This window comes from Micromonospora haikouensis (genome assembly GCF_900091595.1).
GTDB lineage: Bacteria > Actinomycetota > Actinomycetes > Mycobacteriales > Micromonosporaceae > Micromonospora > Micromonospora haikouensis.
In genome coordinates this window covers 15035-41554 of record NZ_FMCW01000002.1, presented here as the reverse complement: position 1 = coordinate 41554, position 26520 = coordinate 15035, and the positions used below count along the sequence as shown (strand labels likewise).

Annotated in this window: 26 protein-coding genes; 5 read left to right on the top strand and 21 right to left on the bottom strand. The window is 74.9% G+C overall.

Going from position 1 to position 26520, the window contains the following annotated elements; all coding sequences use genetic code 11:
• Positions 1-502: 502 nt before the first annotated feature.
• The 7 genes from GA0070558_RS01850 to pepN form a co-directional block, all read right to left on the bottom strand.
• Entirely contained in the window at positions 503-1048 is a 546-nt protein-coding gene (locus GA0070558_RS01850; protein ID WP_369523366.1) for an SDR family NAD(P)-dependent oxidoreductase, read from the bottom strand.
• Entirely contained in the window at positions 967-1272 is a 306-nt protein-coding gene (locus GA0070558_RS34055; RefSeq protein WP_256091704.1) for a hypothetical protein, read from the bottom strand. Before GA0070558_RS34055 ends, GA0070558_RS01850 begins: the two co-directional genes overlap by 82 nt.
• Entirely contained in the window at positions 1272-2222 is a 951-nt protein-coding gene (locus GA0070558_RS01845) for a DegV family protein (RefSeq protein ID WP_091275525.1), read from the bottom strand. Before GA0070558_RS01845 ends, GA0070558_RS34055 begins: the two co-directional genes overlap by 1 nt.
• A gap of 86 nt (positions 2223-2308) precedes the next feature.
• Positions 2309-2938, bottom strand: coding sequence for a histidine phosphatase family protein (locus GA0070558_RS01840; RefSeq protein WP_091274885.1), 630 nt, complete (start codon positions 2936-2938; stop codon positions 2309-2311).
• Entirely contained in the window at positions 2935-3345 is a 411-nt protein-coding gene (gene rsfS, locus GA0070558_RS01835; protein ID WP_043966746.1) for a ribosome silencing factor, read from the bottom strand. Before rsfS ends, GA0070558_RS01840 begins: the two co-directional genes overlap by 4 nt.
• 110 nt (positions 3346-3455) lie before the next feature.
• On the bottom strand, positions 3456-4052 hold the full coding sequence (nadD, locus tag GA0070558_RS01830) for a nicotinate-nucleotide adenylyltransferase (protein ID WP_077938728.1): 597 nt from the start codon (positions 4050-4052) through the stop codon (positions 3456-3458).
• 146 nt (positions 4053-4198) lie between these two features.
• A complete protein-coding gene (pepN, locus tag GA0070558_RS01825) occupies positions 4199-6715 on the bottom strand; it encodes an aminopeptidase N (RefSeq protein WP_091274880.1) in 2517 nt (838 codons plus the stop codon).
• Positions 6716-6782: 67 nt separating this feature from the next.
• Between pepN and GA0070558_RS01820 the strand changes: the two genes are divergently transcribed.
• Positions 6783-7001 carry a DUF397 domain-containing protein gene (locus tag GA0070558_RS01820; RefSeq protein WP_036372843.1) on the top strand — a complete coding sequence of 73 codons (219 nt, stop codon included), beginning with the start codon at positions 6783-6785 and terminating at the stop codon, positions 6999-7001.
• A 120-nt stretch (positions 7002-7121) separates the two neighbouring features.
• Here the strand turns inward: GA0070558_RS01820 and GA0070558_RS01815 are convergent, their stop codons facing one another.
• Positions 7122-7523, bottom strand: a complete 402-nt coding sequence (locus GA0070558_RS01815; protein ID WP_091274877.1) for a hypothetical protein — start codon at positions 7521-7523, stop codon at positions 7122-7124.
• A 275-nt stretch (positions 7524-7798) separates the two neighbouring features.
• On the opposite strand from GA0070558_RS01815, the gene GA0070558_RS01810 reads away from it, so the two are divergent.
• On the top strand, positions 7799-9046 hold the full coding sequence (locus GA0070558_RS01810) for a cytochrome P450 (RefSeq protein ID WP_091274873.1): 1248 nt from the start codon (positions 7799-7801) through the stop codon (positions 9044-9046).
• Between the two features lie 94 nt (positions 9047-9140).
• Here the strand turns inward: GA0070558_RS01810 and GA0070558_RS01805 are convergent, their stop codons facing one another.
• From GA0070558_RS01805 to GA0070558_RS34045, 4 genes are all read right to left on the bottom strand, one after another.
• Positions 9141-9791, bottom strand: coding sequence for a DUF3618 domain-containing protein (locus tag GA0070558_RS01805; RefSeq protein ID WP_091274867.1), 651 nt, complete (start codon positions 9789-9791; stop codon positions 9141-9143).
• Positions 9788-10252: a phage holin family protein gene (locus tag GA0070558_RS01800; protein WP_091274864.1), complete on the bottom strand. Its 465-nt coding sequence runs from the start codon at positions 10250-10252 to the stop codon at positions 9788-9790. Before GA0070558_RS01800 ends, GA0070558_RS01805 begins: the two co-directional genes overlap by 4 nt.
• 84 nt (positions 10253-10336) lie before the next feature.
• Positions 10337-10786, bottom strand: coding sequence for a hypothetical protein (locus GA0070558_RS34050; protein ID WP_256091703.1), 450 nt, complete (start codon positions 10784-10786; stop codon positions 10337-10339).
• Positions 10753-11067 (bottom strand): hypothetical protein, encoded by a 315-nt coding sequence (locus GA0070558_RS34045; protein ID WP_256091702.1) that lies wholly within the window; start codon positions 11065-11067, stop codon positions 10753-10755. Before GA0070558_RS34045 ends, GA0070558_RS34050 begins: the two co-directional genes overlap by 34 nt.
• Before the next feature lie 193 nt (positions 11068-11260).
• Here GA0070558_RS34045 and GA0070558_RS01790 point away from each other — a divergent pair, with 193 nt between their 5' ends.
• Positions 11261-11740, top strand: coding sequence for a DUF4383 domain-containing protein (locus GA0070558_RS01790; protein WP_077938721.1), 480 nt, complete (start codon positions 11261-11263; stop codon positions 11738-11740).
• A 37-nt stretch (positions 11741-11777) separates the two neighbouring features.
• On the opposite strand, the gene GA0070558_RS01785 is transcribed toward GA0070558_RS01790, so the two are convergent.
• From GA0070558_RS01785 to GA0070558_RS01750, 8 genes are all read right to left on the bottom strand, one after another.
• Positions 11778-12227: a GNAT family N-acetyltransferase gene (locus GA0070558_RS01785; protein ID WP_091274860.1), complete on the bottom strand. Its 450-nt coding sequence runs from the start codon at positions 12225-12227 to the stop codon at positions 11778-11780.
• A 110-nt stretch (positions 12228-12337) separates the two neighbouring features.
• On the bottom strand, positions 12338-13843 hold the full coding sequence (obgE, locus tag GA0070558_RS01780) for a GTPase ObgE (protein ID WP_077938720.1): 1506 nt from the start codon (positions 13841-13843) through the stop codon (positions 12338-12340).
• Between the two features lie 94 nt (positions 13844-13937).
• On the bottom strand, positions 13938-14192 hold the full coding sequence (rpmA, locus tag GA0070558_RS01775; protein ID WP_043966727.1) for a 50S ribosomal protein L27: 255 nt from the start codon (positions 14190-14192) through the stop codon (positions 13938-13940).
• Positions 14193-14203: 11 nt separating this feature from the next.
• Positions 14204-14518, bottom strand: a complete 315-nt coding sequence (gene rplU, locus GA0070558_RS01770) for a 50S ribosomal protein L21 (protein ID WP_007072512.1) — start codon at positions 14516-14518, stop codon at positions 14204-14206.
• Positions 14519-14707: 189 nt separating this feature from the next.
• A complete protein-coding gene (locus tag GA0070558_RS01765) occupies positions 14708-15238 on the bottom strand; it encodes a hypothetical protein (protein ID WP_091274856.1) in 531 nt (176 codons plus the stop codon).
• A gap of 118 nt (positions 15239-15356) precedes the next feature.
• Positions 15357-18686: an Rne/Rng family ribonuclease gene (locus tag GA0070558_RS01760; protein WP_091274852.1), complete on the bottom strand. Its 3330-nt coding sequence runs from the start codon at positions 18684-18686 to the stop codon at positions 15357-15359.
• A gap of 138 nt (positions 18687-18824) precedes the next feature.
• Entirely contained in the window at positions 18825-19538 is a 714-nt protein-coding gene (locus GA0070558_RS01755) for a TIGR03936 family radical SAM-associated protein (protein WP_091274849.1), read from the bottom strand.
• 98 nt (positions 19539-19636) lie between these two features.
• Entirely contained in the window at positions 19637-21628 is a 1992-nt protein-coding gene (locus GA0070558_RS01750) for a TIGR03960 family B12-binding radical SAM protein (RefSeq protein WP_077938747.1), read from the bottom strand.
• 240 nt (positions 21629-21868) lie between these two features.
• On the opposite strand from GA0070558_RS01750, the gene GA0070558_RS34040 reads away from it, so the two are divergent.
• Together GA0070558_RS34040 and GA0070558_RS01740 are read left to right on the top strand one after the other, a co-directional pair.
• The gene (locus tag GA0070558_RS34040; RefSeq protein WP_256091701.1) at positions 21869-24118 is read left to right on the top strand and encodes a hypothetical protein; all 2250 of its coding nucleotides are present in this window, start codon (positions 21869-21871) and stop codon (positions 24116-24118) included.
• 138 nt (positions 24119-24256) lie between these two features.
• Positions 24257-25726, top strand: a complete 1470-nt coding sequence (locus GA0070558_RS01740; RefSeq protein ID WP_091274845.1) for a cryptochrome/photolyase family protein — start codon at positions 24257-24259, stop codon at positions 25724-25726.
• Positions 25727-25811: 85 nt separating this feature from the next.
• On the opposite strand, the gene GA0070558_RS01735 is transcribed toward GA0070558_RS01740, so the two are convergent.
• Entirely contained in the window at positions 25812-26513 is a 702-nt protein-coding gene (locus GA0070558_RS01735) for a lysophospholipid acyltransferase family protein (protein ID WP_091274842.1), read from the bottom strand.
• Positions 26514-26520: the final 7 nt, after the last annotated feature.

Genomic DNA, 26520 nt, shown 5'->3' with positions numbered 1-26520 from the left:
CCGCCGGTGGCGCGACCGGCTCCGCCGGCACGGCCGGGCGTACTGCGGGTGTGGCCGGCGACGGGTCGCCCGCCAGCCATCGCAGTCGCCGCCGTACGGCCGTCTCCTCGTCGTCTGACACGGCGCGAGGTTAGGCCGGCACAAGGCCCCTCCGAGGCCCACCGACCACCGCCTGTGGACAACGAAGGCCCTTGTGGACAACCGCCTGATCATGCCCACCATGTGCTAAGGCAGCGAAACCCCACCCCACCCGGCAGCCCGCGCCCCCGGCCACCCGGTGATCAAGAAGTTTGCGTCACCGTCGAGATCAATCCTGACGCTTTTCTCTTGATCGACGAGTCGGGGGTGCCGGGGGTGGTCGGTGATGTCGTATTCGACTCAGCTCCCTATGCAGCAGGGGAAGCACTCCCGCACCGACGGTCCCGCCACCTGGTCCGGGACCAGTGGCCGGACCTACCACACCGGGACGGCAGGCGACAGCGCTCGGCGGCGGGATCTGCGGTCAGTGGGCCTCGGGGTCCAGGCCGAGCGCGGCCCGACCGCCGTCGACCGGCAGGGTGACGCCGTTGACGAAGCTCGCCTGCGGCGAGAGCAGGTACGCCACCGCCTCCGCCACCTCGTCCGGGCGGCCGATGCGGCCCACCGGGTGCAGCCGGCCGAGTTCCGCCTCGACCCGCGCCGCATCGGCCGGCGGGAGGCCGGCGAGGAACGTCTCGTGCCGCTCGGTCACCACCGAGCCCAGCGCGACGGCGTTGGTCCGGATGCCGTGCCGGCCGTGGTCGACGGCCAGCGCCCGGGTCAGCCCCTCCACGGCGGCCTTCGCCACGGAGTACGGCAGTGCGCCGGGGACTGCCCGACGGGCCTGGTGGGAGGAGACGTTGACGATCGCCCCACCCCGCCCGGCGGCCCGGAACCGACGGACGGCCGTCGCGGCGCCGACCACGGCCGGCCATACGTTGAGCCCGATCAGCTCGTACCGCTCGGCGGGGTCGGTGGAGTCGGCCACGCCATCACGGAACACCGCCGCGTTGTTGACCCAGCCGGCCAGCGATGCGGCGCGTTCGGCGAGGTCCGCCGCGCGGGCGGCGTCGTCCGCGTCACCGGGTCGCCGACGACGACGCGCACCCGGTCCCCGGCGGGGTGCGTCCGGGTCCACTCCGTCGTCGCCGGGTCGCGTTCCAGCGCCACCGTGTCACCGGGGGCGAGCAGCCGCTCGACGATCGCCCGGCCGATCCCCCGGCCCCCGCCCGTCACCACGAAGGAGCCACCCATCAGCGTGCCTCCACCACTCCGTCAGGCCCCGAGCCGACCGGCCCCGAATCGACCGAACCCGAGCCGGCTGGGCCCGAGCCGGATTCCCGCCCGCCCAGGCCGGGACGGCGGTGCACGACGACGCAGGCCAGCCCCGGGCCGGCGTGCGCGGCGACCACCGCGCCGGCCTCCGTGACGTACGTCGAACGGACCCGGCCGCCGAGCCGCTCGGTGAGCGCGGCGAGGAGCTGCTCGGCGCGTTGCGGGGCGGCAAGGTGGTGCACGGCGAGGTCGACGTCGGCGTCGCCGGCCGCCTCGACGGCGAGGTCGACCAGGCGGGCCACGCCCCGGCTGGCGGTGCGCACCTTGTCCTTGAGCACGATCGCCCCGTCCGGCATGTGCATGATCGGCTTGACCGACAGGGCGGTGCCGAGCAGCGCCTCGGCGGCCCCGATCCGGCCGCCCCGGCGCAGGAACTCCAGGGTGTCGACATAGAAATAGATCGTGGTCCGGTCGATCGCGTCGGCCGCCGTGCGGCGTACCCCCGGAAGGTCGGCGCCCTCGGCGGCGGCCTCGGCGGCCGCGAGCGCCGGGAAGCCGAGGCCCATGCCGGTGGAGCGGCTGTCGACGACCGCGACCCGGTCGCCGCCGACCTGCGCGGCGGCGAGCCGGGCGGCCTCGACGGTGCCGGACAGCTCGGCGGACAGGTGCACCGAGACCACCGCGTCGGCACCGGCGTCGAGCAGGTCGCGGTACGCCCGCGCGAACTGCTCCGGTGCCGGGCGGGAGGTGCTGACCGAGACCCGCCGGCCGCCGAGCGCCCGGGTGGCGTCGTCGGGGAACGTCTCGACGCCCTCCAGCCCCTCCGCGCCGTTGAGCACCACGGTCAGCGGCACGACGGTGAGACCGCGCTGGCGCACGAGCTCGGGCGGAAGGTAGGCGGTGGAGTCGGTGACGACCGCGACGGGCATTCCGGCACCGTAGCCGATCCGGGCCCAGGCCGCCGGGGCCACCTGGCCCGCCCGCCCGGGGAACAGTAGCCCGGGACGCCGCCGGGTCAGACCGCCTCGGCCGCCGCCGTGGTGGTCAGCACGCCGACGTTGTGCGCCCGCAGGTGCCAGCCCCGCGTGCCGCTGTCGCGCAGCTCGGTCCAGTGGCAGTTGCGCAGGGCACCGATCGCCCGCAGCACCGCGTGGTCCCAGCCGAGCAGGTGCCCGCAGCCCTGCCGGGCCGCGCCGCCGTGGGTGGCGATCACGATCGTCGCGCCGGGCGCGGCGTCGGCCGCGTCCTGCAGGGCACCGCCGACCCGCTTGCCGAGGTCGTCGAGGCTCTCGATGTCGGCGCCCGGGTCGGGGTCACCGGCCCGCCAGCGGGCGTGCTCGTCGGGGTAGCGCTGCTCCGCCTCGGCGAGCTCCAGCCCCTGCCACCGCCCGAAGTGCCGCTCGCGCAGCCGGGCGTCGGAGCGCACCGGCAGGCCGGTGAGCGCGGCGAGGGCGGCGGCGGTGTCGGCGGCGCGGCGCAGGTCGCTGGCCACGATCGCGTCGGGGCGCAGGGCCGCGAGCAGGGGCGCGGCGGCGGCGGCCTGCTCGCGGCCGAGGTCGTTGAGGGGTATGTCGGTCTGGCCCTGCACCCGGCTCGCGGCGTTCCAGTCGGTGTTGCCGTGCCGCCAGACGATCAGTCGGGTCATTCGGCCGGTGCGGTGCCGGCGGCGGCGTCGGCCTCGACCAGGTCCCGGTCGACGAACGGGATCTGCGGGCAGTCCTTCCAGAGCCGGTCGAGGGCGTAGAACTCGCGCTCCTCGGTGTGCTGGACGTGGACCACCATGTCGACGTAGTCGAGCAGCACCCAGCGCCCGCCCCGCTCGCCCTCGCGCCGGACCGGCTTGGCCTTCTCCGGCAGCTCCAGCAGCCGCTCCTCGATGGCGTCGACGATGGCCAGCACCTGACGCTCGTTGGGGGCGGCGGCGAGCAGGAACGCGTCGGTGATGGCGAGCTGGTCACCCACGTCGATGATGACGATGTCCTGCGCCTTCTTGTCGGCCGCGGCCTGGGCGGCGGCCATCGCCAGCTCGTGAGCGCGTTCGGAAACTGTCACCGTTCTCCTTCGATCAACCGTGCGACCCTCCAAGCGTCTCACACCCGTCCGCGTGACGACCTGTCGGTTCTGGCCGGTTTCGGGGACGAACGACCGCATATCCGGCGCGATCACTGCTGATAGAGGCGCCGTTTCGCGATGTACTGCACCACACCGTCGGGCACCAGATACCAGACCGGTTCGCCCCGGGCCACCCGGGCGCGGCAGTCGGTCGACGAGATGGCCATCGCGGGCACCTGCACCAGGCTCACCGTGTCGGCGGGCACGTGCTCGTCGGTCAGCTCGAACCCGGGGCGGGTGACGCCGATGAAGTGGGCCAGCGCGAAGATCTCGTCGAGATCCTTCCAGGACAGGATCCGCTCCAGCGCGTCCGCGCCGGTGATGAAGTAGAGCTGCACCTTCGGCCCGTACTCGGCGTGCAGGTCGCGCAGCGTGTCGACGGTGTACGTCGGCCCACCCCGGTCGATGTCGACCCGGCTGACCTGGAACCGGGGGTTGGACGCGGTGGCGATGACGGTCATCAGGTAGCGGTCCTCGGCCGGGGTGACCGGCTGGTCCGCCTTCTGCCACGGCTGCCCGGTCGGCACGAAGACGACCTCGTCCAGCCCGAACCGGTCGGCCACCTCGCTGGCCGCGACCAGGTGACCGTGGTGGATCGGGTCGAACGTGCCGCCCATGATCCCGACCCGCCGGATGTCTTCCCGCACCCGCAGATCGTATGCGGGCCGCGCGCGGCGGCGCCCCCGACCCGGTTCTCGACCCCTCCCCCGACCCGGGCCGCGGGCGCGGCCGGGGCCAGGGGAAGGCCGAAGACGGGACGGAACGGGGCGTACGGTCCCCGGGCCGCGGCGGATCAGGCCGAGGCGGCGGCCACGGCGGTGCGGGCCACCAGGGCGCGGCGCAGGTCGTCGTCGGCGTCGGTGACCACCCGGCGCAGGCCGGGCGTGACGTCGTCGCGGGCCAGCAGCGCCGCGGCCAGTTCCCGGGTGGGCTGCGCCACGGCGTAGCGGGGGTAGGCGTCGGCCGCGACCTGGTCGGCGACCCAGGGGGTACGCCTGCGCGCCGCCGCCGGCATGTCGGCGAAGTACCGCTCGACGTACGGCCCGGTCAGCTCAACCTGCTCGGGCTGCCAGAACCCCTGCGCGGCCGCCTCGACCAGCCGGTTGGACAGCTCGGTGTTGCGCACCACGATCTCCCACGCCGCCGCCTTCGCGGCCGGGTCGGGCAGCGCGGCCCGGCACCGGGCGGCCCGCTCGGCGCCGGTGGCGCTCGGGTCGGCCACCCTTTCGGCGGCGATCTCGGCCTCCCCGGCCGCGCCGAGCACCACGAGCCGGCCCAGCAGCGCCCAGCGCAGCTCGGCGTCCACGGCCAGCCCGGCGGGGACGCCGTCGCCGGCCAGCCAGCCGGCGAGCAGGTCGACGTCGGTGCTGGCCCCGATCAGGGCCCGGGCGGCGGCGAGCTGCCGCGACCCGCCCGGCTCGGCGGCGGCGAGCAGGCGCTGGCCGGCACCGGCGAGCCGGAGCAGCGCCGCCTCCCGGGCGAGGGGGTCGAGATAGCGGTCGACCAGCGGCCGGACGGTGCGCAGCACGTCCTCCACGATGATCACCTCGGTCTCGCCGGGGAGCGCGGCGGCGACCAGTTCCACCAGGGCGGCCACCGGCCGCTCGCCGTCGGTGGCCGCGTCCAGCGCCTCGCCCCACAGCAGGGCCCGGGCCAGCGGGTCGGCCAGGGTCGGCAGCACCAGCGGCACCGCGTCGACGGAGGCGGGGTCGAGGCGGATCTTGGCGAAGGTGAGGTCACCGGCGTTGGGCAACAGCAGCTGGGCGGCCGGCTGCCCGCGTAGCCCGGCGAGGACCGTCCGGCCGCCGTCGGCGTCCGGGTCGAGGTCGACCTCGTCGCGGGTGACGGTGCCGTCGGCGGCGTACCGGGCGACGCCGACGCGGTGCGGGCGCAGCACCGGGTGGCCGGCCGGGGCGGTCTGCACGATCGCCGCGTCCGCGTACCGACCGTCGGCGTCGAGCGTCACGTCGACCCGCAGGGTGTTGACCTGGGCCCGGCGCAGCCAGCGCTCGGCCCAGCCCGACAGGTCCCGCCCGGCGGCGGTGGAGAGCGCGCCGAGCAGGTCGGCGAGGGTGGCGTTGCCGAACCGGTGCGCCGCGAAGTGGGCGTTCAGCCCGGCCAGGAACGCGTCGTCGCCGAGCCAGGCGACGAGCTGGCGCAGCACGCTGGCGCCCTTGGCGTACGAGATGCCGTCGAAGTTGAGCAGCGCCAGGGCGGCGTCGGCGACCTCCTCCGGCGCGACGGGATGGGTGGAGGGACGCTGGTCGGCCGCGTACCCCCAGCCCTTGCGGCGCAGGGCGAACGTCGTCCACGCCCGGTCGAACCGGGTCGCCTCGGCGGTGACCCGGGTGCCCAGGTACTCCGCGAACGACTCGTTGAGCCACAGGTCGTCCCACCAGCGCATGGTGACCAGGTCGCCGAACCACATGTGGGCCATCTCGTGGGCGATGGTGGTGGCCCGCAGCTCGCGCTGGGTGTCGGTGACCGCCGAGCGGAACACGAGGTCGTCGCGGAAGGTGACCAGGCCCGGGTTCTCCATCGCGCCGGCGTTGAACTCCGGCACGAACGCCTGGTCGTACTTGCCGAAGGGGTACCGCTCGGCGAACAGCTCGTGGAACCGGTCCAGGCACTGGCGGGTGACGGTGAGGATCTCCTCGACGTCGGCGTCCAGGTGGGCGGCGAGCGAACGCCGGCACCAGACGCCCAGCGGGATGCCGTCGTGCTCGGCGCGGCGCACGTGCCACGGCCCGGCGATCAGCGTGACGAAGTACGGCGCCAGCGGGGCCGTGGGGGCGAACTCCCAGCGCCCCGGCCGGGGCGTCGCGGCCAGCGCGCCGTTGGCGGCGACCGTCCACTGCGGCGGCGCGGTGACGGCGAGCCGGACCGGGGCCTTCAGGTCGGGCTGGTCGAAGGCGGCGAAGATGCGCTGCGCGTTGTCCAGGAAGGACATGGCGTAGAGGTAGGTCTCGCCGTCGGCGGGGTCGACGAACCGGTGCAGCCCCTCGCCGGTGTTCGAGTAGGCCATCTCGGCCTCGACGACCAGCGTGTTGGCCTCGGCGAGGCCGGTCAGCGGCAACCGGTTGCCGGCGAGCGTCGCCGGGTCGAGGGGCCGCCCGTTCAGGCGTGCCCCCAGCAGTTGCGCGGGCAGCACCTCGACGAAGGTCTCCGCGCCGGGGGTCGCCCGGAAGCGGATGGTGGCGTGCGAGCGGAACCGCTCGTCGCCTGCGGTCAGGTCGAGGTCCACGTGGTAGGACTCGACGGTAATCAACGCGCCACGCGCGGTCGCCTCTACACGGCTCAGGCTCGGCATCCGCTTATCCTGCCCGATGGGGAACCACACTCGTTTCCCGTCACGGCATGCGATGGAGGAAGCAACAATGGGTCAGCACCCCAAGGGCGACTTCGACCTGTCCCGGGCGGTCTGGCAGCGGGCCGAGGGGGACACCTCGGACGGCGCGGTCGAGGTGGCCTTCGTCGACGACCTGATCGGCATGCGCAACTCCGCCGAGCCGGACGGCCCGGTGCTCGTCTTCACCCAGGCCGAGTGGGACGCGTTCGTCGCCGGCGCCCAGGACGGCGAGTTCGACCTGGACTGAACCGGGCCGCCGGGCCGCGACCGCCCGTCGCCCGCGGGGACGGCACGCCGACGTGCGTCCCCGGGAGCGGCAGCCGGTCACGGCCCGGCCCCGAACCGCCCTGACCGCCCGAAACGCCCGTCAGTCGCCGTCGCCCCAGCCGAGGCCGCCGGGGCCCGGGGCGTGATGGAAGCCGGGGTGACCGGCCACGTCGGCGCAGCGCTCCCCGTCGGGGCCGACCGCCCCGCAGAACAGCCGCTCGGCCCGGTGCCAGGCGTCAGCCGGGGACAGCGCGGCGGCCCCGAGGGCCAGCTCGGGGCGGAGCACGCTCAGCCCCTCGGCGTACGTCACGGCCAGCTCGCGGGCCAGGTCGGGCCCGGCGGCGGCGAAGCCGAGATGCACGGTGAACCAGCGCGGTGGGCGCTGCTCCCGGCGGGGCCGGGCGAGCAGCGGGCCCACCGGCTCCCCGCCGCCGGCCCGGCCCGCGCCCAGCGCGTCGACCGCCCGCCGCTGTCGCCAGTATCGCGACGCGTTCTCCCGCATGTGTCCTCCCCGTCGTGACTGCCCGGACGCTCCCGCCACCGGCGGCCCGAGCGCCCCGGACCGACCGGTCGCCGGCCCGTGCGCTCCAGCCAACCAGGTTCCCGGCGCCCTGGGAGGGGCCAGCCGGCGCCCGCCGCGCGGACCGCCGTCGCGCCGTCGGCCTCCGCAAGCCTCGACCGGGCTCGGCCGGGCTGCGGGGATTCGGCCGCCGCGACGTGGGTAGACGAACCCCCACCGCGCGGTGCCACCGGGCGGGGAACGTCAGGAGGGGTCCGATGGCCAGCATGCCGGCCGACCGCAGCCCGGACAGCACCCTGGCCCTGCTGCGGGAGGGCTACCGGTTCATCGGCGACCGCTGCGACCGGTACGGCACCGACATCTTCCAGACCAGGCTGCTGCTCGAACCGACCATCTGCCTGCGCGGCCGACCCGCGGCGGCGATCTTCTACGACCCCGAGCGCTTCGTCCGGGCGGGCGCGGCGCCGAAGCGGATGCAGCGGACCCTCACCGGCGTGGGCGGGGTGCAGGGCCTCGACGGGGCGGCCCACCACGACCGCAAGGCCATGTTCATGTCGATCATGACGCCGTCGGCGGTCCGGCAGCTCGGCCAGCTCTTCGACGACGAGTGGCGGGCCCGGGTGCCGGCCTGGGAGCGCGCCGGCCGGGTGGTGCTGCACGACGAGGTGGCCCCGCTGCTCACCCGGGCCGTCTGCGCCTGGGCCGGTGTGCCGCTGGCCGACACCGAGGTGGCCCGGCGCACCGCCGTCATGCGGTCGATGATCGAGGGGCCCACCGCGTTCGGCCCCCGGCACTGGCGGGGCCGGGTCGGCCGCCGCCGCGGCGAGCGGTGGCTCGGGGAGGTCGTCGAACGCGCCCGGGTGGGCGTCCTGCCGGCCCCGCCGGGCAGCGCGCTGCGGGCGGTCGCCGAGCACCGGGACGGCCGGGGGCAGCTGCTGCCCCGCCGGATCGCCGCCGTGGAGCTGCTCAACGTGCTGCGACCCACTGTCGCCGTCGACCGTTTCGTGGTCTTCGCCGCGCTCGCCCTGCACGACCACCCGCAGTGGCGCGACCAGGTGCGCGGCGACGACGACGCCACCGAGTGCTTCGTGCAGGAGGTACGCCGCTACTACCCGTTCTTCCCCGTCGCCGCCGCCCGGGTGCGGCGCTCCTTCGACTGGCAGGGGCACCACTTCCCGCAGGGCCGGCGGGTGCTGCTCGACCTGTACGGCACCAACCACCACGAGGCGCTCTGGCCCGAGCCGGAACGGTTCCGTCCGGAGCGCTTCGCCGGCTGGCGCGGCGACCCGTACGCGCTGGTGCCGCAGGGCGGCGGCGAGCACCTGACCGGCCACCGCTGCGCCGGCGAGTGGATCACCATCGAGCTGCTGAAGCGGGCCGTCACCAACCTGACCACGACCATGCGCTACGAGGTCCCGCCGCAGGACCTCGCGATCGACCTGCGGCGGATGCCCGCCCTGCCGCCGAGCGGCCTCGTCATCGCCGACGTGCGCCGCACCGCCTGACCCCGGTGCAAGGAAGGGCCCCCTGTTAACGCATTCTGTTGTACAGGGGACCCTTCCCAACCCGGGGCCGCGAGCTGCGGCGGGATCTCCTCCGTCAGTACCGCACCTGGTCGCGGGACTGCTGCGCGTGGTCCTTCACGTCGTGGGCGGCCGACCGGGTGTCGTCGCGAACGGCGTGCACGGCGTCCTGGGCGGTGGCCTTCACCGACTCGCCCGCGTGCTGCGCCGGCTCGCGCAGCTCTTCCCTCAGCTCGCCGGCGACCTCGCCGAGCTTCTCCTTCACCGCGCCGGCGTGCGCGCCGGCCCGCTCCTTGACCTGGGCGGCCACCTGCTGCTCGCGGCGGCTCGCCGGGATCAGGGAGGAGACCAGCATGCCGACGCCGAAGGCGATCAGGCCGGCGGCCAGCGGGTTGCCCTCGGACTTCTCCCGCAGCACCTGCGGCGCCCGCTGGGCGGCGTCGCCGACGGTGGAGGCCGCCGAGTGCGCCTTGTCGCTCACCGTGGACGCGGCCGACGACGCCCGGTCGGCCACCGCGTGGGCGGCGTGTCCGGTGCTGTGGCCGTAGTCGGGAGCGGTGCCCATGACCTTGTCCCTCACATTCTGCAGCGCGTTGCGCGCCCGCTGCTTGCGGTCGTCGACGATGCGGCCCGGGCTGACCTTGTACGCCAGGGCGTCCACGTCGGTGCTGAGGCTGTTGCGGGTGGCCTCGATCTCCCGGCGGATCTGGTCGGGATCGGTGCTCATCGGGTGACTCCCTCCGGGTGGGGCTTGAGCGCGTCGGGAATGCGCTGCACGCTGTCGTTGGTCTGCCTGAGGCCGCGTACGCGCTGGGCGTGCTTCTTGGCCAGGGAGTAGAGGACGGCGGCGATCGCGCCCCACAGCACGGCGACGATCAACGCGGCCCAGCCGGCGGCCAGCACGTTGGACAGCCCGGCCCAGAGCGCGATCGACAGGAACAGCGCCACCATGTACCCGCCGAAGCCGGCGCCGCCGAACAGTCCGGCGGCCTTGCCCGCCTTCCTGCCCTCCTGGCGGATCTCGGCCTTGGCCAGCTCCACCTCCTGGCGCATCAGCGTGGACAGGTCGGTGCTCACCTGGCGCAGCAGCTCACCGATCGAGCTGCTCCTGACCTCGTCCGCGGCGTGCGGGGCACCCGCGGGGTGGTACCCGGAGTCGAGTCCGGGGTCCTGCGTCGGCGCGGTCATGCCGTCTCCTCCCTTCGGCTGGCTCGACGGCTCACAGGCGGGAAGCGCCGCTGGACGGCACGCCCGGCAGCGGGTCGGTCCGGGTCACCGGGGGCAGCGGCGTTCCGGTGCCGTCCGCCGGGTCGGCGTAGCCGGTGGTGGTGCCCGGGTCGGGGTAGGCCGCGCCCTGGCCGGTGTGGCCGGCCTCGGGGTCGGGTCGAGGTAGCCGCCCGGGGGGATCTGGTCCGGCACGGCACGCTGGGCCGGCGGCGTCGGGATGACGGCGGTGCGCTCCGGGTCGTACGCCGGGGTCGGGCCGCCGCCGGCGCCGTCGGACGCCGCGGACAGCTCCCTGGTCAGCCGGCCGGCGAGCACGCCGAGCACGGCGGCGCCGACGAGGAAGGTGCCCGGGTTGCGGCGGGCGTAGTCCTTGACCTCGGTGAGGATGTCGCCGGGCTGCCGCTCCTCCAGCCAGCCGGCAACGCCGTTGACGCGCTCGGCGGCCTGGTGGGCCAGCTCGGTCACCGGGCCGGACTGGCCGCTGTTCTGCGCCATCGTGCGCATCTCGTCGGCCAGCGAACGCAGCCCGCCGGCCCCCGGCGCTGCTGCTCCCCGGCCTGCCCGGCGAGCTGGTCGCGGGCCTCGCCATAGAGGTTGCGGGCCTGCCGCGTGGCCTCGCCGACGACCTCCCGGCCCTGCTCCCTGGCGGTCTGCGCGACCGCACCGCCCGCGTGCGCGGCCTCCGAGCCCACCTGGCGGGCCTGATCGCGTACGCCGTGGCCGTTGCTCGACTCCTGCCCGTACGTGGACGTCGTAGGTGAGAGATCGTAGGTCATGATGTCCCTTCCGCTCGATAAGTCGTCACGGTAGTCAAATCAGGGGATTCGCCAGCGTTCATCCTGTCGGCGTCTTTTGACCTACCCTCGCTCCGAGGGCCCACACCTGATTCCCGGTTTCTCTGCGGAACGTGTCGCCGCGCACACACAATGGAGGATCGTCGGGGGCTGCTGATCCACGGAGGTGACATCGATGGCGCGTGACCGGCAGCGCCCACGGGCCCGGGTGCAGGTGGCCGCCGTCGCGGTGGCCGTGCTCTTCCTCCTGCTCGGGGTGCTCGGCTTCGTCCCGGGCATCACCACCGGGTACGACGACCTGACCTTCGCCGGGCACCACTCGGGCGCCGAGCTGCTGGGGCTGTTCCAGGTCTCGGTCCTGCACAACGCCCTGCACCTGATCTTCGGGCTGGCCGGGCTGGCCCTGGCCCGCAGCGTCGCCGGGGCCCGGGTCTTCCTGGCCGGCGGCGGCGCGCTCTATCTCGGGCTCTGCCTCTACGGGCTGTTCGTCAAGTTCGCCGAAAACGAGCACGGCGCGGCCAACTTCATCCCGCTCAACGGCGCGGACGACTTCCTGCACCTGCTGCTCGGCCTCGGCATGCTCGCCCTGGGCCTGCTGCTGTCCAACCGGGTGGGCACGGGCGGTCGGCTGGACGACCCGATCGACCGCCCCTGACCGGGCCGCCCCGCCCGGCCGGCGCGCGCCCGCGAAGTCAGGCGGCCACCGGGAGGCGCTTGGCGAAGCAGCGGCTGTACGGGTTGTCGACGTACTCGCCGTACACGGGGATGGGGGCGTACCCGCAGGAGGTATAGAGGCCGATGGCCGCCGGCAGGTAGCTGCCGGTCTCCAGCCGCAGCTCGGCGTACCCCTGCTGGAAGGCCAGGTCCTCCAGGGCGGCCAGCAGCTGGCGGGCGATCCCCCGGCCCCGGAAGGCGGGCCGGACGTACATCCGCTTCAGCTCGCCGGTGCGCGGGTCGAGTTCCTGGATGCCGCCGCACGCGACGGCCCGGCCGGCGTCGACGACGGCGAGGTAGCGGATGTCCTCGTGGGTGACGGTCACCTGCCCGTCCAGCCCGCCGTCGGCCTCGCGCAGCTCACGCTGCTGCGCCACGACCAGGGTGGCGATCTCCGGGTCGGTCGTGGGCCGCGATTCGATCAGCATCCCGTCAAGCTAGGCGCGGCGGATTTCCGGCAGGTTTCCGGCGGGCGACCCGCCGGCGGAGGCCCCGCGAGCGGTCGTCGTCGCGTCGCCGGGCCGCTCCCCGTCGCCGCCTACTTCTCGTCGCTCGCCCACTGCTCGTCGTCGAGGTCGTCGGCGAGGTCGTCGTCGGCGGTCGGCTCGTCGTCGGTGACGTCGGCCCCCAGCTCGTCGGCGGGCCGCACCCGGCGGGCCTTGCGCGCGGCGAGCCGCTCGGCGGCCGAGGGGCGGCTCGACTTCTCCTCCAGCCGCACGTCGGTGCCCCGGTTGCCGGGGACGAAGTCGACACCCGCGTAGAGGGTGGGCTGCCAGTCGAACTCGCGCTCGCCGATGCGCACCAGGTCGCCCGGGTTCGCCCCGGCCTTGGCCAGCTTGTCCTCGACGCCGAGGCGGGCCAGCCGGTCGGCCAGGTAGCCCACGGCCTCGTCGTTGTCGAAGTTCGTCTGCCGCACCCAGCGCTCCGGCCGCTCGCCCCGGACGGTGAACGAGCCGTCCGGCTCGGCGGTGATCGTGAAGCCGGTGTCGTCGACCGCCCTCGGGCGGATGACGATCCGGGTCGGCTCGGCCGGCGGGGCGGCGGCGCGGGCCTTCTCGACCAGCTCCGCCATGGCGAACATCAGCTCCTTGAGGCCCTCGTGCGTCGCCGCGGAGACCTCGAACACCCGCAGGCCACGGGCCTCCAGGTCGGCGCGGACGATGTCGGCGAGGTCCCGGCCGTCCGGCACGTCGATCTTGTTGAGGGCGACGAGGCGGGGCCGGTCGGTGAGCCCGCCGTACTGGCTCAGCTCCGACTCGATGGCGTCGATGTCTGCCAGCGGGTCCCGGCCCGGCTCCAGCGTCGCGGTGTCGATCACGTGCACCAGCACCGCGCAGCGCTCGACGTGCCGGAGGAACTCCAGCCCGAGGCCCTTGCCGGTGGCCGCGCCGGGGATGAGCCCGGGCACGTCGGCGACGGTGAAGGTGTGGTTGTCGACCCGGACCACGCCCAGGTTCGGCACGAGGGTGGTGAACGGGTAGTCGGCGATCTTCGGCTTGGCGGCGGAGATGACCGAGATCAGCGACGACTTGCCGGCCGACGGGAAGCCGACCAGGCCCACGTCGGCGACGCTCTTGAGCTCCAGCACCACGTCGAGCTGCTCGCCGGGCTCGCCCAGCTCGGCGAAGCCGGGGGCCTTGCGCCGGGCGTTGGCCAACGAGGCGTTGCCCCGGCCGCCCCGGCCGCCCCGGGCCACCTCGAACGTGGTGCCCGCGCCGACCATGTCGGCCAGCACCTCGCCGCCGGGGGTCTGCACGACGGTGCCGTTGGGCACCTTGAGCACCAGGCCGCGCCCGTTCGCGCCGTCCCGGTTCGAGCCCGCGCCGCCCTTGCCGTTCTCGCCCTTGACATGCGGGTGGAAGTGGAAGTCGAGCAGGGTGTGCACCTGCGGGTCGACGACCAGGGTCACGCTGCCGCCGTGCCCGCCGTTGCCGCCGTCCGGGCCCCCGAACGGCTTGAACTTCTCCCGGTGGATCGAGACACAGCCGTGCCCGCCGTCGCCGGCCTGCAGGTGCAGGACGACCCGGTCCACGAACATCGTCACGTCGTCAATCCTTCCAGCGGGAGACGCCCCGCACGTACGAGAAAAAGCGAAGCGGGCCGGGACCAACCGGTCCGCGGCCCGCGACGCGTCGAAACTACTGCTGCGGCACGATGCTGACGGTCTTGCGACCGCGCTTGGTGCCGAACAGGACCGAGCCGGCGGCCAGCGCGAAGAGCGTGTCGTCGCCGCCGCGGCCGACCAGGTCACCGGGGTGGAACTTGGTGCCACGCTGCCGGATGAGGATCTCACCCGCGCTGACGACCTGACCACCGAAGCGCTTCACGCCGAGTCGCTGGGCCGCGGAGTCACGGCCGTTGCGCGAGCTGGACGCACCCTTTTTGTGAGCCATCTGAGGACGACCTACTTCCCGCTGGAGATGCCGGTCACCTTGACCTGGGTCAGCGGCTGGCGGTGACCCTGGCGCTTGTGGTAGCCGGTCTTGTTCTTGAACTTGTGAATCTTGATCTTCGGGCCCTTGGTGTGCGCGGCGATCTCGCCGGACACCGCGACCTCGGCAAGCTTCGCCGCGTCGGTCACCAGGTCGTCACCGTCGACGAGGAGCACCGCGGTGAGCTTCACCGCGTCGCCGGGGGCACCGGCGAGCTTCTCGACCTCGATCACGTCGCCCTCGGCGACCTTGTACTGCTTGCCGCCGGTCTTGACGATCGCGTACATCGGAGGCGGACTCCCTGTCGTTGAGGCTGCTGGCGGTCGTTCCCTCGGCGGCTCGCCGGGTAGCAGAAGCGCGGCGGCGCGGGCACGCGGGAACTCGGCACACCAAAGTGCGCCGCAAGATAGCGTACGCCATCGGCGGGGCGACACCCAAACCGGGGTGCGCCGTCCCGCCGGCCGGCGGGGAGCCGGTCAGCGGGCGCAGAGCTGGTCGAGGCGCTGCTGGAGCTCGTCCAGCTCCTCCTCGTCGATCGCGTCCACGTCGGTGCCGAGCATCCCCACCTCGGTGGCGAGGTCGGCCAGGAGCGTCCGCAGCTGCGGGTCGGTCGCCCGGGTCGACTGCTCCCGCAGCGCCGTGCGCCAGCCGGTCAACGCCGCCTCCGCCCGCTTGCGGGCGGCCTCCGCCGTAGCGCTGTCGCTCGCGCCGACCGCACCGATCATCCGGCCCAGCTCCGCCACGTACGTGCGGACCGCCGCGCCGCTGGCCTGCTGGGCGGCGGCGCAGACCTCCGGGGCGTTCCCACCGGCCGCGCCGCTCGCGGCGGGCGGCCCGCCCGACGCGCCGGGTGCCGCGCCCCCGCCGCCCGGGGTCGCCCCGCCGACCGCCGCCGGGGAGGAGCCGCCCGGCCCGTCGGCGGGGTCGGAGCCGGAGCGCTCGGCGGAGCAGGCCGCCGTGGCGGACAGGACGACCGCGGCGACGGTGAGGGCGAGCAGACGACGCATTCTTCTTCTCCTGACCGGGGGTGGCCGATCCTAACCGGGGTCCGGCACGCGACAGGACCCCCGCCCCGGTGCTGTCACCCGGGCAGGGGCCCTGCGAAACGCGCGGCCGGTCAGCCGGTCACGGGCGGGTACGCCGCCGGGTGCCACCCCGGCGGGAGCGCCGCCGGCCGCCACCGGTGTCGCCGCCGTCGCCGTCGCCCTCGTCGTCGCCGAGCGCGTCCGGGTCGTCGGCACCCGCCAGCCGGGCGGACTCGCCCTGCTGGCTGTCCGCCACGGCCGGCGCGGCGGCGGTGTCCGCCTCGTACCGGGACAGGTCGTAGCCCATCGTGTCGTGGTAGTCGGCCTCGGTGTCGGCGTCGGCCGGCGCCTCGACCACCTCGACCACCGTGCGCTCCGGGGCCGCGCTCTTGCGCGCCCGACGCCGCGACGACGCCCCGCCGACCGACTCGGCCGGGGCCGGTGCGGCGGCGGGGGCCGCCGAGGCGACCGCCTTGACCTTGTCCCCCGCGCCGCCGCCCGAACGGGGCTTCTCCGGCACCGGCTCGGTGTGGATGATCAGGCCCCGCCCCTTGCAGCACTCGCAGGGCTCGCTGAACGCCTCCAGCAGCCCCGCGCCGATCCGCTTGCGGGTCATCTGCACCAGCCCGAGCGAGGTGATCTCGGTGACCTGGTGCTTCGTGCGGTCCCGGCCGAGGCACTCCGTGAGCCGGCGCAGCACCAGCTCGCGGTTGGACTCCAGCACCATGTCGATGAAGTCGATCACGACGATGCCGCCGATGTCGCGCAACCGGAGCTGGCGGACGATCTCCTCGGCCGCCTCCAGGTTGTTCCGGGTGACCGTCTCCTCCAGGTTGCCGCCGGAGCCGGTGTACTTGCCGGTGTTGACGTCGATGACGGTCATCGCCTCGGTGCGGTCGATCACCAGCGAGCCGCCGGAGGGCAGGAAGACCTTCCGGTCCAGGCCCTTGAGGATCTGCTCGTCGATCCGGTACGTGGCGAACACGTCGGTCGTGCCGGCGTGCCGGCGCACCCGGTCGACCAGGTCCGGCGAGACGTGCGAGAGGTAGGACTCGACCATCCCGTACGACTCGTCGCCCTCGATCACCAGCTCGCGGAAGTCCTCGTTGAACAGGTCCCGCACGACCCGGATGACCAGGTCCGGCTCCTCGTAGAGCAGCACCGGAGCGCCGCCGGAGGCGGCCTTGGCCTGGATGTCCTCCCACTGGGCCTGCAGGCGCTTGACGTCGCGGGCCAGCTCGTCCTCGCTCGCCCCCTCGGCGGCGGTCCGGACGATCACGCCCGCGCCGTCCGGGACCAGCTTCTTGAGCGCGTCGCGCAGCCGCTTACGCTCGGTGTCCGGCAGCTTGCGGCTGATGCCCGAGGCGTTGCCGTTCGGCACGTAGACCAGGTGCCGGCCGGAGAGCGCGATGTGGCTGGTCAGCCGGGCGCCCTTGTGCCCGATCGGGTCCTTGGTGACCTGCACCAGCACCGAGTCGCCGGAGCGCAGGGCCTGCTCGATCGACCGGGCCCGCCCCTCCAGGCCGGTGGTGTCCCAGTTGACCTCGCCCGCGTACAGGACGGCGTTGCGGCCGCGCCCGATGTCGACGAAGGCCGCCTCCATGCTCGGCAGGACGTTCTGCACCTTGCCGAGGTAGACGTTGCCGGCCATGGTGCCGGAGGAGTTGCGGGTGACGTAGTGCTCGACCAGCACGCCGTCCTCCAGGACGGCGATCTGGGTGCGGTCACCGCGCTGGCGGACGGCCATCACCCGGTCGACCGCCTCCCGGCGGGCCAGGAACTCGGACTCGCTCAGGATCGGCGGGCGGGTCCGGCGCTGCTCCCGGCCGTCCCGGCGGCGCTGCCGCTTGGCCTCCAGCCGGGTCGAGCCGGAGACGCCCTGCACCTCGTCGACGGCCTTGCGCGGCTCCCGGATCTTGACGACCGTCGGCACGCCGTCGTCGGCGCCCCCGTCGGTGTCCCCGGCGCCCCGGCGGCGGCGACGCCGCCGACGACGGGTCAGCCCGTCCCCGCCCTCGTCGGTCTCGCCCTCGCCCTCGTCCTCGTCGCCCTCGGCTTCGGGCTCCTCGGCCTGGGCGGCCTCCTCGGCCTCGTCGTCGTCGGCCTCGTCCGCGCCGCCCTTGCCCCGGCCCCGGCCCCGGCGTCCCCGGCGGCGACGCCGACGGGCGGCGCTCTCCTCGTCTTCCTCGTCCTCGGCGGCCTCGGGCTCCTCCGCCTCGGCGGCCGGCTCCTCCTCGACCTCCGGCGCCTCGGCCTGCTCGACCGGCTCGACCTCGCGCCGGGCGCGGCGACGCCGGCGGGGCGGCTCGGGCTCCTCCTCGACCGGCTCCGGCTCGACGGGGGTCGACACCACGACGCGGGCGACCGGCGGCTCGTCCGGCTGCGGGGCCATGAAGAGGACGGTCGGCGCGGAGAGGACGGCCCGCCGCCGGCGGGTCCTCGGCTCGGCGGCCTCGACCGGCTCGCCGGGCGTGGCGGGCTCGGCGGGCTGGCTGGCCGGCGCGGGCTCGGCGGCCTGGGCGGGCTCGGCCGGCTCGATGATCTCGGCAGCCTCGGCGGTGCCGGCCGGCAGTTCGACGGCACCGGAGACGGCCACCCCGGGCGGCACCTCCCCGGAACGGTTCTCGGCGCCGCTGGACCGGCGGCGGCCACGCCCGGCGGCGGCCCGGCCGGAAGCGGCCGGCTGGCTGGCCTCGGTCGCGCCGGCTGCCGGCTGGTCCACGGCACCGCCGGCAGCGACAGCATCCGGCTGGGCTGCGGCAGCGGACGGCGGCTGGGCTGCCGGCGGCTCGGCCACGGCCGGCGTCGGCTCGGCCACGGCCGGCGTCGGCTCGGCCTCCGTCGGCTGCTCGCCCGTCTCGGCGGCCTCGGCCGGCTCGGCGGCCGGGGCCTCCGCCGGGGGCGCGGCGGCCTTGCGGCGGCGGGTCCGGGTGACCTTGACCGGGGGTACGACCTCCGCGCCGGCCTCCTCCGCGGCGGCGGCGACGATCGGCTCCGCCGTCGCCTTCGCGGTGGTCGCCTTCCGGCGTCGACGCGGCGTCTTCGGCGCCTCCTCCAGCTCACCGGCGATCGGGGCGAGGACCTCGGCCTGGGGGGCCTCCCCGCTGGCCGAGCCGGCGGAGGTGGACGCCTCCACCGGAGCCTCGGTCTGCTCCGGCTGGTTCAGCGGGGTGGCCCGCCGACGGGTGGCCCGCTTGCGGGGCGGCGGGGCCGGCGCCTCGGCGGCGGCATCCCCGGCGGCCTCGCCCTGCGCGGCGGTGGGCCCGCCGGCCGGGGCCGCCCCCTCGGCGGTAGGGCCGCCCGCGGTGAGATCCGCCGTGCCGGTGACGGTGTCACCGCCGGCGCGGCCGGTGTCGGTGGTGCGGTCAGCGGTGTCGCCGGCCGGCTGGGAACCGGTCCGTTCGCCGCCCTCGGGCTCGTTCTCGAGCATGGACGTTCTCCAGTTCTGGCTGCCCCGGGCGCGGGTGAGCGCTGCCACGCAGGGTCGCCGCAAAAGTGTTTCCGCCGGGCGCGCGAGCTGCGCGACCGCCGAAGTCTGCCTGCCAGAACGCTGACCGTCGGTCAACGCTCACACGATGGCTGCCCCGTCGCGATCCGCGTCCAACGGATCGACGATCTCGCCCTGTGCGGTCAACGTGCCCTGCGCCAGCCGGATCACCCTCGGGGAGACCGGCGGCTCCAGGTCGGCCACCGCGCGCAGGCCGGAAAGGACGTCATCGGGTCGCACGGACGGGGTGACCTGCCGGACGACCAGTTCGAGTATCGCACACGACACGCCCGGTGCCCCGGAAGGCGTCTCGACGGACCGCATCACATCGATCTTCATGACTGCCGCGCGGGCGTCGAAGGTGCGCCGCCCCTGCTTCGTCATCCGCTCGACCTGAACCTCCCCCGCCGCCGTGAAAGCGGCCACGGCGCGCTCCAGCACGGCCGGCTCCACCTCCGGCAGCTCGATCCGCCAGTACGACGCCTCGATCCGGTCGGCCAGGCTGCCCCCGGCGGCGACGACCGCGTCGAGGACGTCGAGCCCGGGCGAGAGCGCGGCGTCCAGCGCCGCCCGGAGCTGCCCCGGGTCGACCGGCTCCCGCAGCCCGATCTCCAGGTACTCCGCCTCGCTGGCCACCCCGGTCGGGGCCGCGCTGGCGTACGAGATCTTGGGGTGCGGGGTGAAGCCCTGGGAGAAGGCGATCGGCACCCCGGCCCGCCGCAGCGCCCGCTCGAACGCGCGGGCGAAGTCGCGGTGCGAGGTGAACCGCAACGGCCCACGCTTGGCGTACCGGATGCGGACGCGCTGGACGACCGGCGCCTGCCCGCCCTCCGGCTGTGGTTTCCTACTGATCGTCGTGCTCCTCGGATCGGTTGATCATCCCGCGCGGGGGATCACTGCGGGGTGGGGGCGGGAATCCGCAGCCCGGCGCCGTTGACCGGGGTCAGTGGGAGCAGCTTCCTGCCCGTGGGGCCGATCTGGATCTCGGTGTCCATCGACGGGCAGACGCCGCAGTCGAAGCACGGGGTCCACCGGCAGTCGTCCTGCTCGTACTCGGACAGGGAGTCCTGCCAGTCCTGCCAGAGCCAGTCCTTGTCCAGGCCCGAGTCCAGGTGGTCCCAGGGCAGGACCTCCAGCTCGTCGCGCTGGCGGGTGGTGTACCAGTCGAGGTCCACGCCGAAGGCCGGCAGCACCTCGGTCGCGGCGTCCACCCACCGCTGGTACGAGAAGTGCTCGCTCCAGCCGTCGAACCGGCCACCGTTCTCCCACACCCGCCGGATGACCGCGCCGACCCGGCGGTCGCCCCGGCTGAGCAGGCCCTCGATCAGCGACGGCTCGCCGTCGTGATAGCGGAAGCCGATCGCCCGGCCGAGCGAACGGTCGGCGTTGATCGCCTGCTTGAGCAGCCGCAGCCGGTGGTCGATGACCTCCGGCCGCTCCATCGACGCCCACTGGAACGGGGTGTGCGGCTTCGGCACGAACCCGCCGATCGAAACCGTGCAGCGGATGTCCTTGCTGCCGGTGGCGGCCCGGCCCGCCCGGATCACCTCGTGCGCCATGTCCGCGATCTCCAGGACGTCGGCGTCGGTCTCGGTGGGCAGGCCGCACATGAAGTAGAGCTTCACCTGCCGCCAGCCGTTGGTGTACGCGGTGACGACGGTGCGGATCAGGTCTTCCTTCGACACCATCTTGTTGATGACCTTGCGGATCCGCTCCGACCCGCCCTCGGGGGCGAAGGTCAGACCGGTGCGCCGGCCGTTGCGCGACAGCTCCTGCGCCAGGTCGATGTTGAACGCGTCCACCCGCGTCGACGGCAGCGACAGCGACACGTTGGTGCCGGCGTACTGCTCGGCCAGGCCCGAGCACATGTCGCCGATCTCCGAGTGGTCGGCCGACGACAGCGACAGCAGGCCCACCTCGTGGAAGCCGGAGAACTCCAGCCCCTGCTGCACCATCTGCCCCACCGTCGTGATGGACCGCTCCCGCACCGGCCGGGTGATCATGCCGGCCTGGCAGAACCGGCAACCCCGGGTGCACCCCCGGAAGATCTCCACCGCGTACCGCTCGTGGACCGTCTCGGCCAACGGGACCAGGGGCTTCTTCGGGTACGGCCAGGCGTCCAGGTCCATCGTCGTGCGCTTGTGCACCCGGAAGGGCACGTCCGCCCGGTTCGGCACCACCCGCTGGATCCGGCCGTCGGGCAGGTAGTCCACGTCGTAGAAGCGCGGCACGTAGACGCTCTCCGTGCGGGCCAGCCGCAGCAGCAGCTCGTCCCGGCCGCCCGGGGAGCCCTCGGCCTTCCACTCCCGGACGATCGCCGTGATCTCCAGGACGGCCTCCTCGCCGTCGCCGAGCACGGCGGCGTCGACGAAGTCGGCGATCGGCTCCGGGTTGAACGCGGCGTGCCCGCCGGCCACGATGACCGGGTCGGCGTCGGTGCGGTCGGCCGCCAGCAGCGGAATGCCCGCCAGGTCGATCGCGGTGAGCAGGTTGGTGTAGCCCAGCTCGGTGGAGAACGAGACGCCGAACACGTCGAAGTCGCGCACCGAGCGGTGGGCGTCGACGGTGAACTGCGGCACGCCGTGGGCGCGCATCAGCTTCTCCAGGTCGGGCCAGACCGCGTACGTCCGCTCGGCCAGCACGTCCGGCAGCTCGTTGAGCACCTCGTAGAGGATCTGCACGCCCTGGTTGGGCAGGCCCACCTCGTACGCGTCGGGATACATCAGCGCCCAGCGCACGACGACCTCGTCCCAGCCCTTGACCACCGCGCCCAGCTCGCCACCGACGTACTGGATGGGCTTGGTCACCTGGGGCAGCAGCGGCTCCAGACGGGGCCAGATCGACGGCTCCACGGCGGGACGCGGCGTGGTGGACGGAACGCTCATGATGCCCAAGGGTACGCGTCCGCCCGCCGGCCGCCGCGTCGCGCCCACCGCGCCCGCCCGGCCCCAGCCGGAAGAACGTCCGGTCCCGCGGCGCGGCCCGGTCACCGCTGCGGGATCTCCCGGCTCCCGGCGTGGGCAAGCGGGCCGCGAGCCTGGTCACGGTCGCCCCGGACGTGGGCGGATCGCCGCCGGTGGCACGCCGGTACTAACCTCGGACCGGCGCGAGAGGAGATTGCCGCGATGCCGCACCCGCAGCCGGGAGCAGATCGACCGGCCGACGGGGGCACCCCGGCCGTCGACCAGGACCAGGGCCCGGCGGTCGCCGGAGAGGCGGCCCCCTCCCCCGTACCGCCGCCGGTCGCACCGACCCCGCACGGCCCCGCCGAGCCTGCTGACAGCGGGCAGGCCGACACCACGCAGGCCGGGCAGACCGACACCGAGCAGGTCGACACCCAGCGGGTCGAGCCGGTCGATGCCGCGCAGGTCCCCTCCGCCGAGCCGGCGACCGACGACACGACCGCGACCGACACGACGGCGACCGACGACACGACCGCGACCGACACGACGGCCCCGGTCGAGACGGCGGCCATGGAGCACGCGCCGACCGACCCGGAGACGCCGACCGACGGAGAACCGAGGACGAACGGCGCGACCGGCGCCGACGGAGAACCGCCGACCGGCGGTACGACGAGGGCCGACGGTGCGGTGAGGGCCGACGGCGCGGCGACCGACGGGGCGACCGGCGACAGCACGGAGGTGACCGACGGGGCGATCGACCACGGAACCGACGCGACCAGGACCGCCGCGCTCCCCGACGGCGGGGCCGCCGAGGCGACCGTCCCGGTCGCGGACGCCTCGCCGGAGCCCGGGTCGTCGCCGGGGCCGGAGCCCACCCGGGTCGATCCTGCCGGCGCCCACGGGGCACCTCCCGCGCCGCCTCGACCGGTCGGCTCCGCCACCCCGGTGCGCCCCGGCCCGGACCCGACCCGGATCCCCCCCACCCCGCCGCTCCCCGGCCCGGACCCGACCCGGGTCGAGCCCACGCCGCCGCGGCCCGCCCTCGGCCGGGCCGGTGTGACCTCGCCGGCCTTCGCCCCGGGCCGCGCCAGGGCCAGCAGGCCGACCCCCACCCCGGACCCGACGAGGATCGAGGCCCACCAGGACGCGAAGCTGGACCCGCGCCCGGACGCCACGAAGCTGGATGCCGGCCCGGACGCCCCGGAATCCGCCGCACGCCCGGACGCCACGAAGCTGGACGCGCGTCCGGACCGGACGACCGTCGACCCCGCCGCCGCCGAGCCGCCCGCGCCCCGCTTGCGCGGGTCCGCGTCGGTCCCGCCGCCGGCCCCGCGCAAGCGGAGCTGGGGGGAGTCCGCCGTGTTCACCCCGCCTGCCCCTCCGCCGCCGACCCCGCCCCCGGCTCCGCTGCCGCCCGCACCGGTCGGGCACGGGCCGCTGCCGCCCCCGGAGAGCCAGGTTCCGGTGGACCCGTGGGCCGGCGTGGACACCGGCAGTTGGGACCTGCACGCCGCCGAACTGCCCCCGCTGCCGCCGACCACGCCGTACCCCGCGACGCCACCCACCCGGCAGTACCCGGGGCCGGCGGCCGGCTCGGCACCCGTCGTCGGTCGCGGCACCCCGGCGGCGTCCCACCCGGTGACCCCGCCGCAGCCGGCCCGGCCCGTGTCGCCCGCGGCCCGGCCCGTCAGCCCACCGCCGGCCGCCCGGTCAGCCCCGCCGCCCGTGGCCCGGCCGCTGCCGCCGGCACCCGCCCGGCAGGTGTCGCCGCCCCGGCAGGTGTCGCCTCCGCCGGCCCGACAGGTGTCACCCCCGCCTGCGGCTCGCCCGGTGGCACCGCCCCCACCGCCTCCGCAACAACGCCGGCCCGCCCCTCCCCCGCCCGCGCCGAAGGCCCCCCGCCGACGCCGGCGGCGCTGGCCGTGGGTGCTGCTGCTGAGCATCGCCTGCTGCTGCGGCTGCCCGGCGTACTGGGTGAAGCCGATGTGGGAGCAGTATCCGGCGAAGGCGGCGCTGCCTGCGCAGATCGCCGACCTGTCGCTGCGCGAGGACGCCCGCAGCAAGGCCACCGCGAACCAGCTCGAGGCCGAGACGCGCGAGGCGCACCTGCTGGCCGAGGACACCTTCGCCGGCGTGTACGCCTCGTCGGCCGGCAAGCCCGTCGTCGTGTTCGGCGGCACCGGCTTCCGGTTGACCCCCGAGAGCGACGCGGACGACGAACTGGCCCGGCTCAAGCCGCGATACCAGCTCGGCGATCCGCAGGTGGTCGACACCGACGTCCGGGGGCGGTTCGCCCGCTGCGCCGTCGGCGCGCTCGACGCCACCGCCGTCGTGGTCTGCACCTCGGTCGACCACGGCAGCCTCACCACCGGGATCTTCACCCAGCTCTCCGTGGACGACAGCGCCCGGCTGCTCGACGAGATGCGCGAGCAGATCATCACCCCGGAACAGGTGGGCTCCAGCGCGACATGACGCGCCCCGCCCGGCCGACGACCGGCGGGAGGCGGACCAGCGGGCGGCGGGCGGCGGGTCCGCGCCGCGCTGGTCTCGGGTGCTCGGGTTTTCCGGCTTCCGGGCCGGACGGCGGCCGACCCGGGCCACAATCGGGGCATGTCGCGGCGTTGGCTCTTCGCCGATCAGCTGGGGCCGCACTTCCTCGACGACCGCCGCCAGCCGGTCCTGCTGATCGAGTCGAAGGCGGTCTTCCGCCGCCGCGTCTACCACCGGCAGAAGGCGCACCTGATCCTCTCCGCGCTGCGCCACCGCGCCGCCGAGCTCGGTGCGCAGGCCACCTACCTGCGCACCGAGACGTACGCGGAGGGGCTGCGCAAGGTCCGCGAGCCGGTCGAGGTGTGTCATCCCACCTCGCGCCGGGCCCTGGAGTTCGTCCGGCGGCGGGACGGGGTGACCGTGCTGCCGCCGCGCGGCTTCGTCACCAGCCTGGACGACTTCGCCGAGTGGGCCGGTGGGCGGCGCGGCGCGCTGCGGATGGAGGCGTTCTACCGGTTCGCCCGCGAGCACCACCGGGTGCTGGTCGACGGCGACGAGCCGGTCGGCGGCCGGTGGAGCCTGGACGTCGAGAACCGGGAGCCGCCGCCGAAGGACGGCAGGCTCGCCGTCCCCGCCGCGCCGGTGCCGAAGGAGGACGACATCGACGCCGAGGTCCGCGCCGACCTCGACCGCTGGGAGCGGGAGGGCATCCGGTTCGTCGGCCGGGACGGGCCACGGCGCTTCCCGGCCACCACGAAGGAGGCCCAGGCCCGGCTGCGCCACTTCCTGCGGCACCGGCTGCCGGCCTTCGGCCCGTACGAGGACGCGATGCTCTCCACCGACCCGTGGCTGGCGCACAGCATGCTCTCCTCCTCGTTCAACCTCGGCCTGCTCGACCCCCTCGACGCGATCCGGGGCGCGGAGAAGGCGTACCGGAGCCAGGGCGCGCCGCTGGCCAGCGTGGAGGGCTTCGTGCGGCAGGTCCTGGGCTGGCGGGACTTCGTCTGGCACCTGTACTGGCACTTCGACGCCGGTTGGCGGCGCAGCAACGCGCTCGCGGCCCGCCGCCCGGTGCCCGGCTGGTTCCAGGAGCTGGACGCCGACGCGGTGCAGGCGCACTGCCTGTCGGACGTGCTGGCCGGGGTGCGCGACCACGGCTGGGTGCACCACATCCCCCGGCTGATGGTGCTCGGCAACTACGCCCTGCAGCGCGGCTGGCGCCCGGCCGAGCTGGTGGAGTGGTTCCACACCCGCTTCGTGGACGGCTACGAGTGGGTGATGACCGCCAACGTGGTCGGGATGAGCCAGTACGCCGACCTGGGCCGGATGACCACCAAGCCGTACGTCTCCGGCGGCGCGTACGTCAACCGGATGAGCGACTACTGCGGCGGCTGCCGGTACGACCCGCGCAAGCGGCTCGGCGCGGACGCGTGCCCGTACACGACGGGGTACTGGGCGTTCCTGGACCGCAACCGGGACCGGATCCCGGCGAACGCCCGGATGGCCCGCACGATGAAGCAGCTGGACCGCCTCGCGGACGTCGACCGGGTCGTGGCGCAGGAACGCCGCCGCGGCAACGACGCGCCGTGACGACCCGCCCCCGCAGAACCGACCCGCCCCTTGAGAACGGCCGTAGAAACGGCGCGACCCGGGAGGTCGGGCGTGCTCGGGCGGGTCAGGCCCCGGCCGGGGGCTCGCCGGCGACCGGCGCGTTCGCGCGCGGCGGGGCGTAGCGCGGGACGTACTCCTGACCGGTGAGCTTCTGGATCTCGCTCATCAGCTCGTCGGTCATCTCGCGCAGCGACGTCCGGTCGTCGGGGCGGCCGGTGAAGTCCAGCGGCTTGCCGAACCGGACGATGATCTTCGACTTGCCCGGCCGGGGCACCCGGGCGCCGATCGGCTGGGCCTTGTCGGTGCCGATCATGCCGACCGGGATGATCGGCACGCCGGCCGCTACGGCCAGCCGGGCAGCGCCGGTGCGTCCCCGGTAGAGCCGCCCGTCGGGCGAGCGGGTCCCCTCCGGGTAGACGGCGACCAGGTCGCCGCCCTGCAGGGCCGGGATCGCCGCGTCGAACGCGGACAGCGCGGCCCGGCCGCCGGCCCGCTCGACGGGGATCGCCCCCAGGCCGGTGAGCACGAACTTGGAGAAGGCACCCTTCACGCCGGTGCCCTTGAAGTATTCCGACTTCGCCCAGAACGCCAGGTGCCGGGGCACGACCGTGCCGAGGAACAGCTCGTCGGCGACCGAGAGGTGGTTGCCGGCGAAGATCGCGCCCCCGGTCTCCGGGATGTGCTCGAGCCCCTCCACGGTCGGTCGGAACGCCAACCGGAGCGTGGGTGCCACGGTGAGCTTGCCGATGGTGTAGAGCAGCGGCACTGGTCCT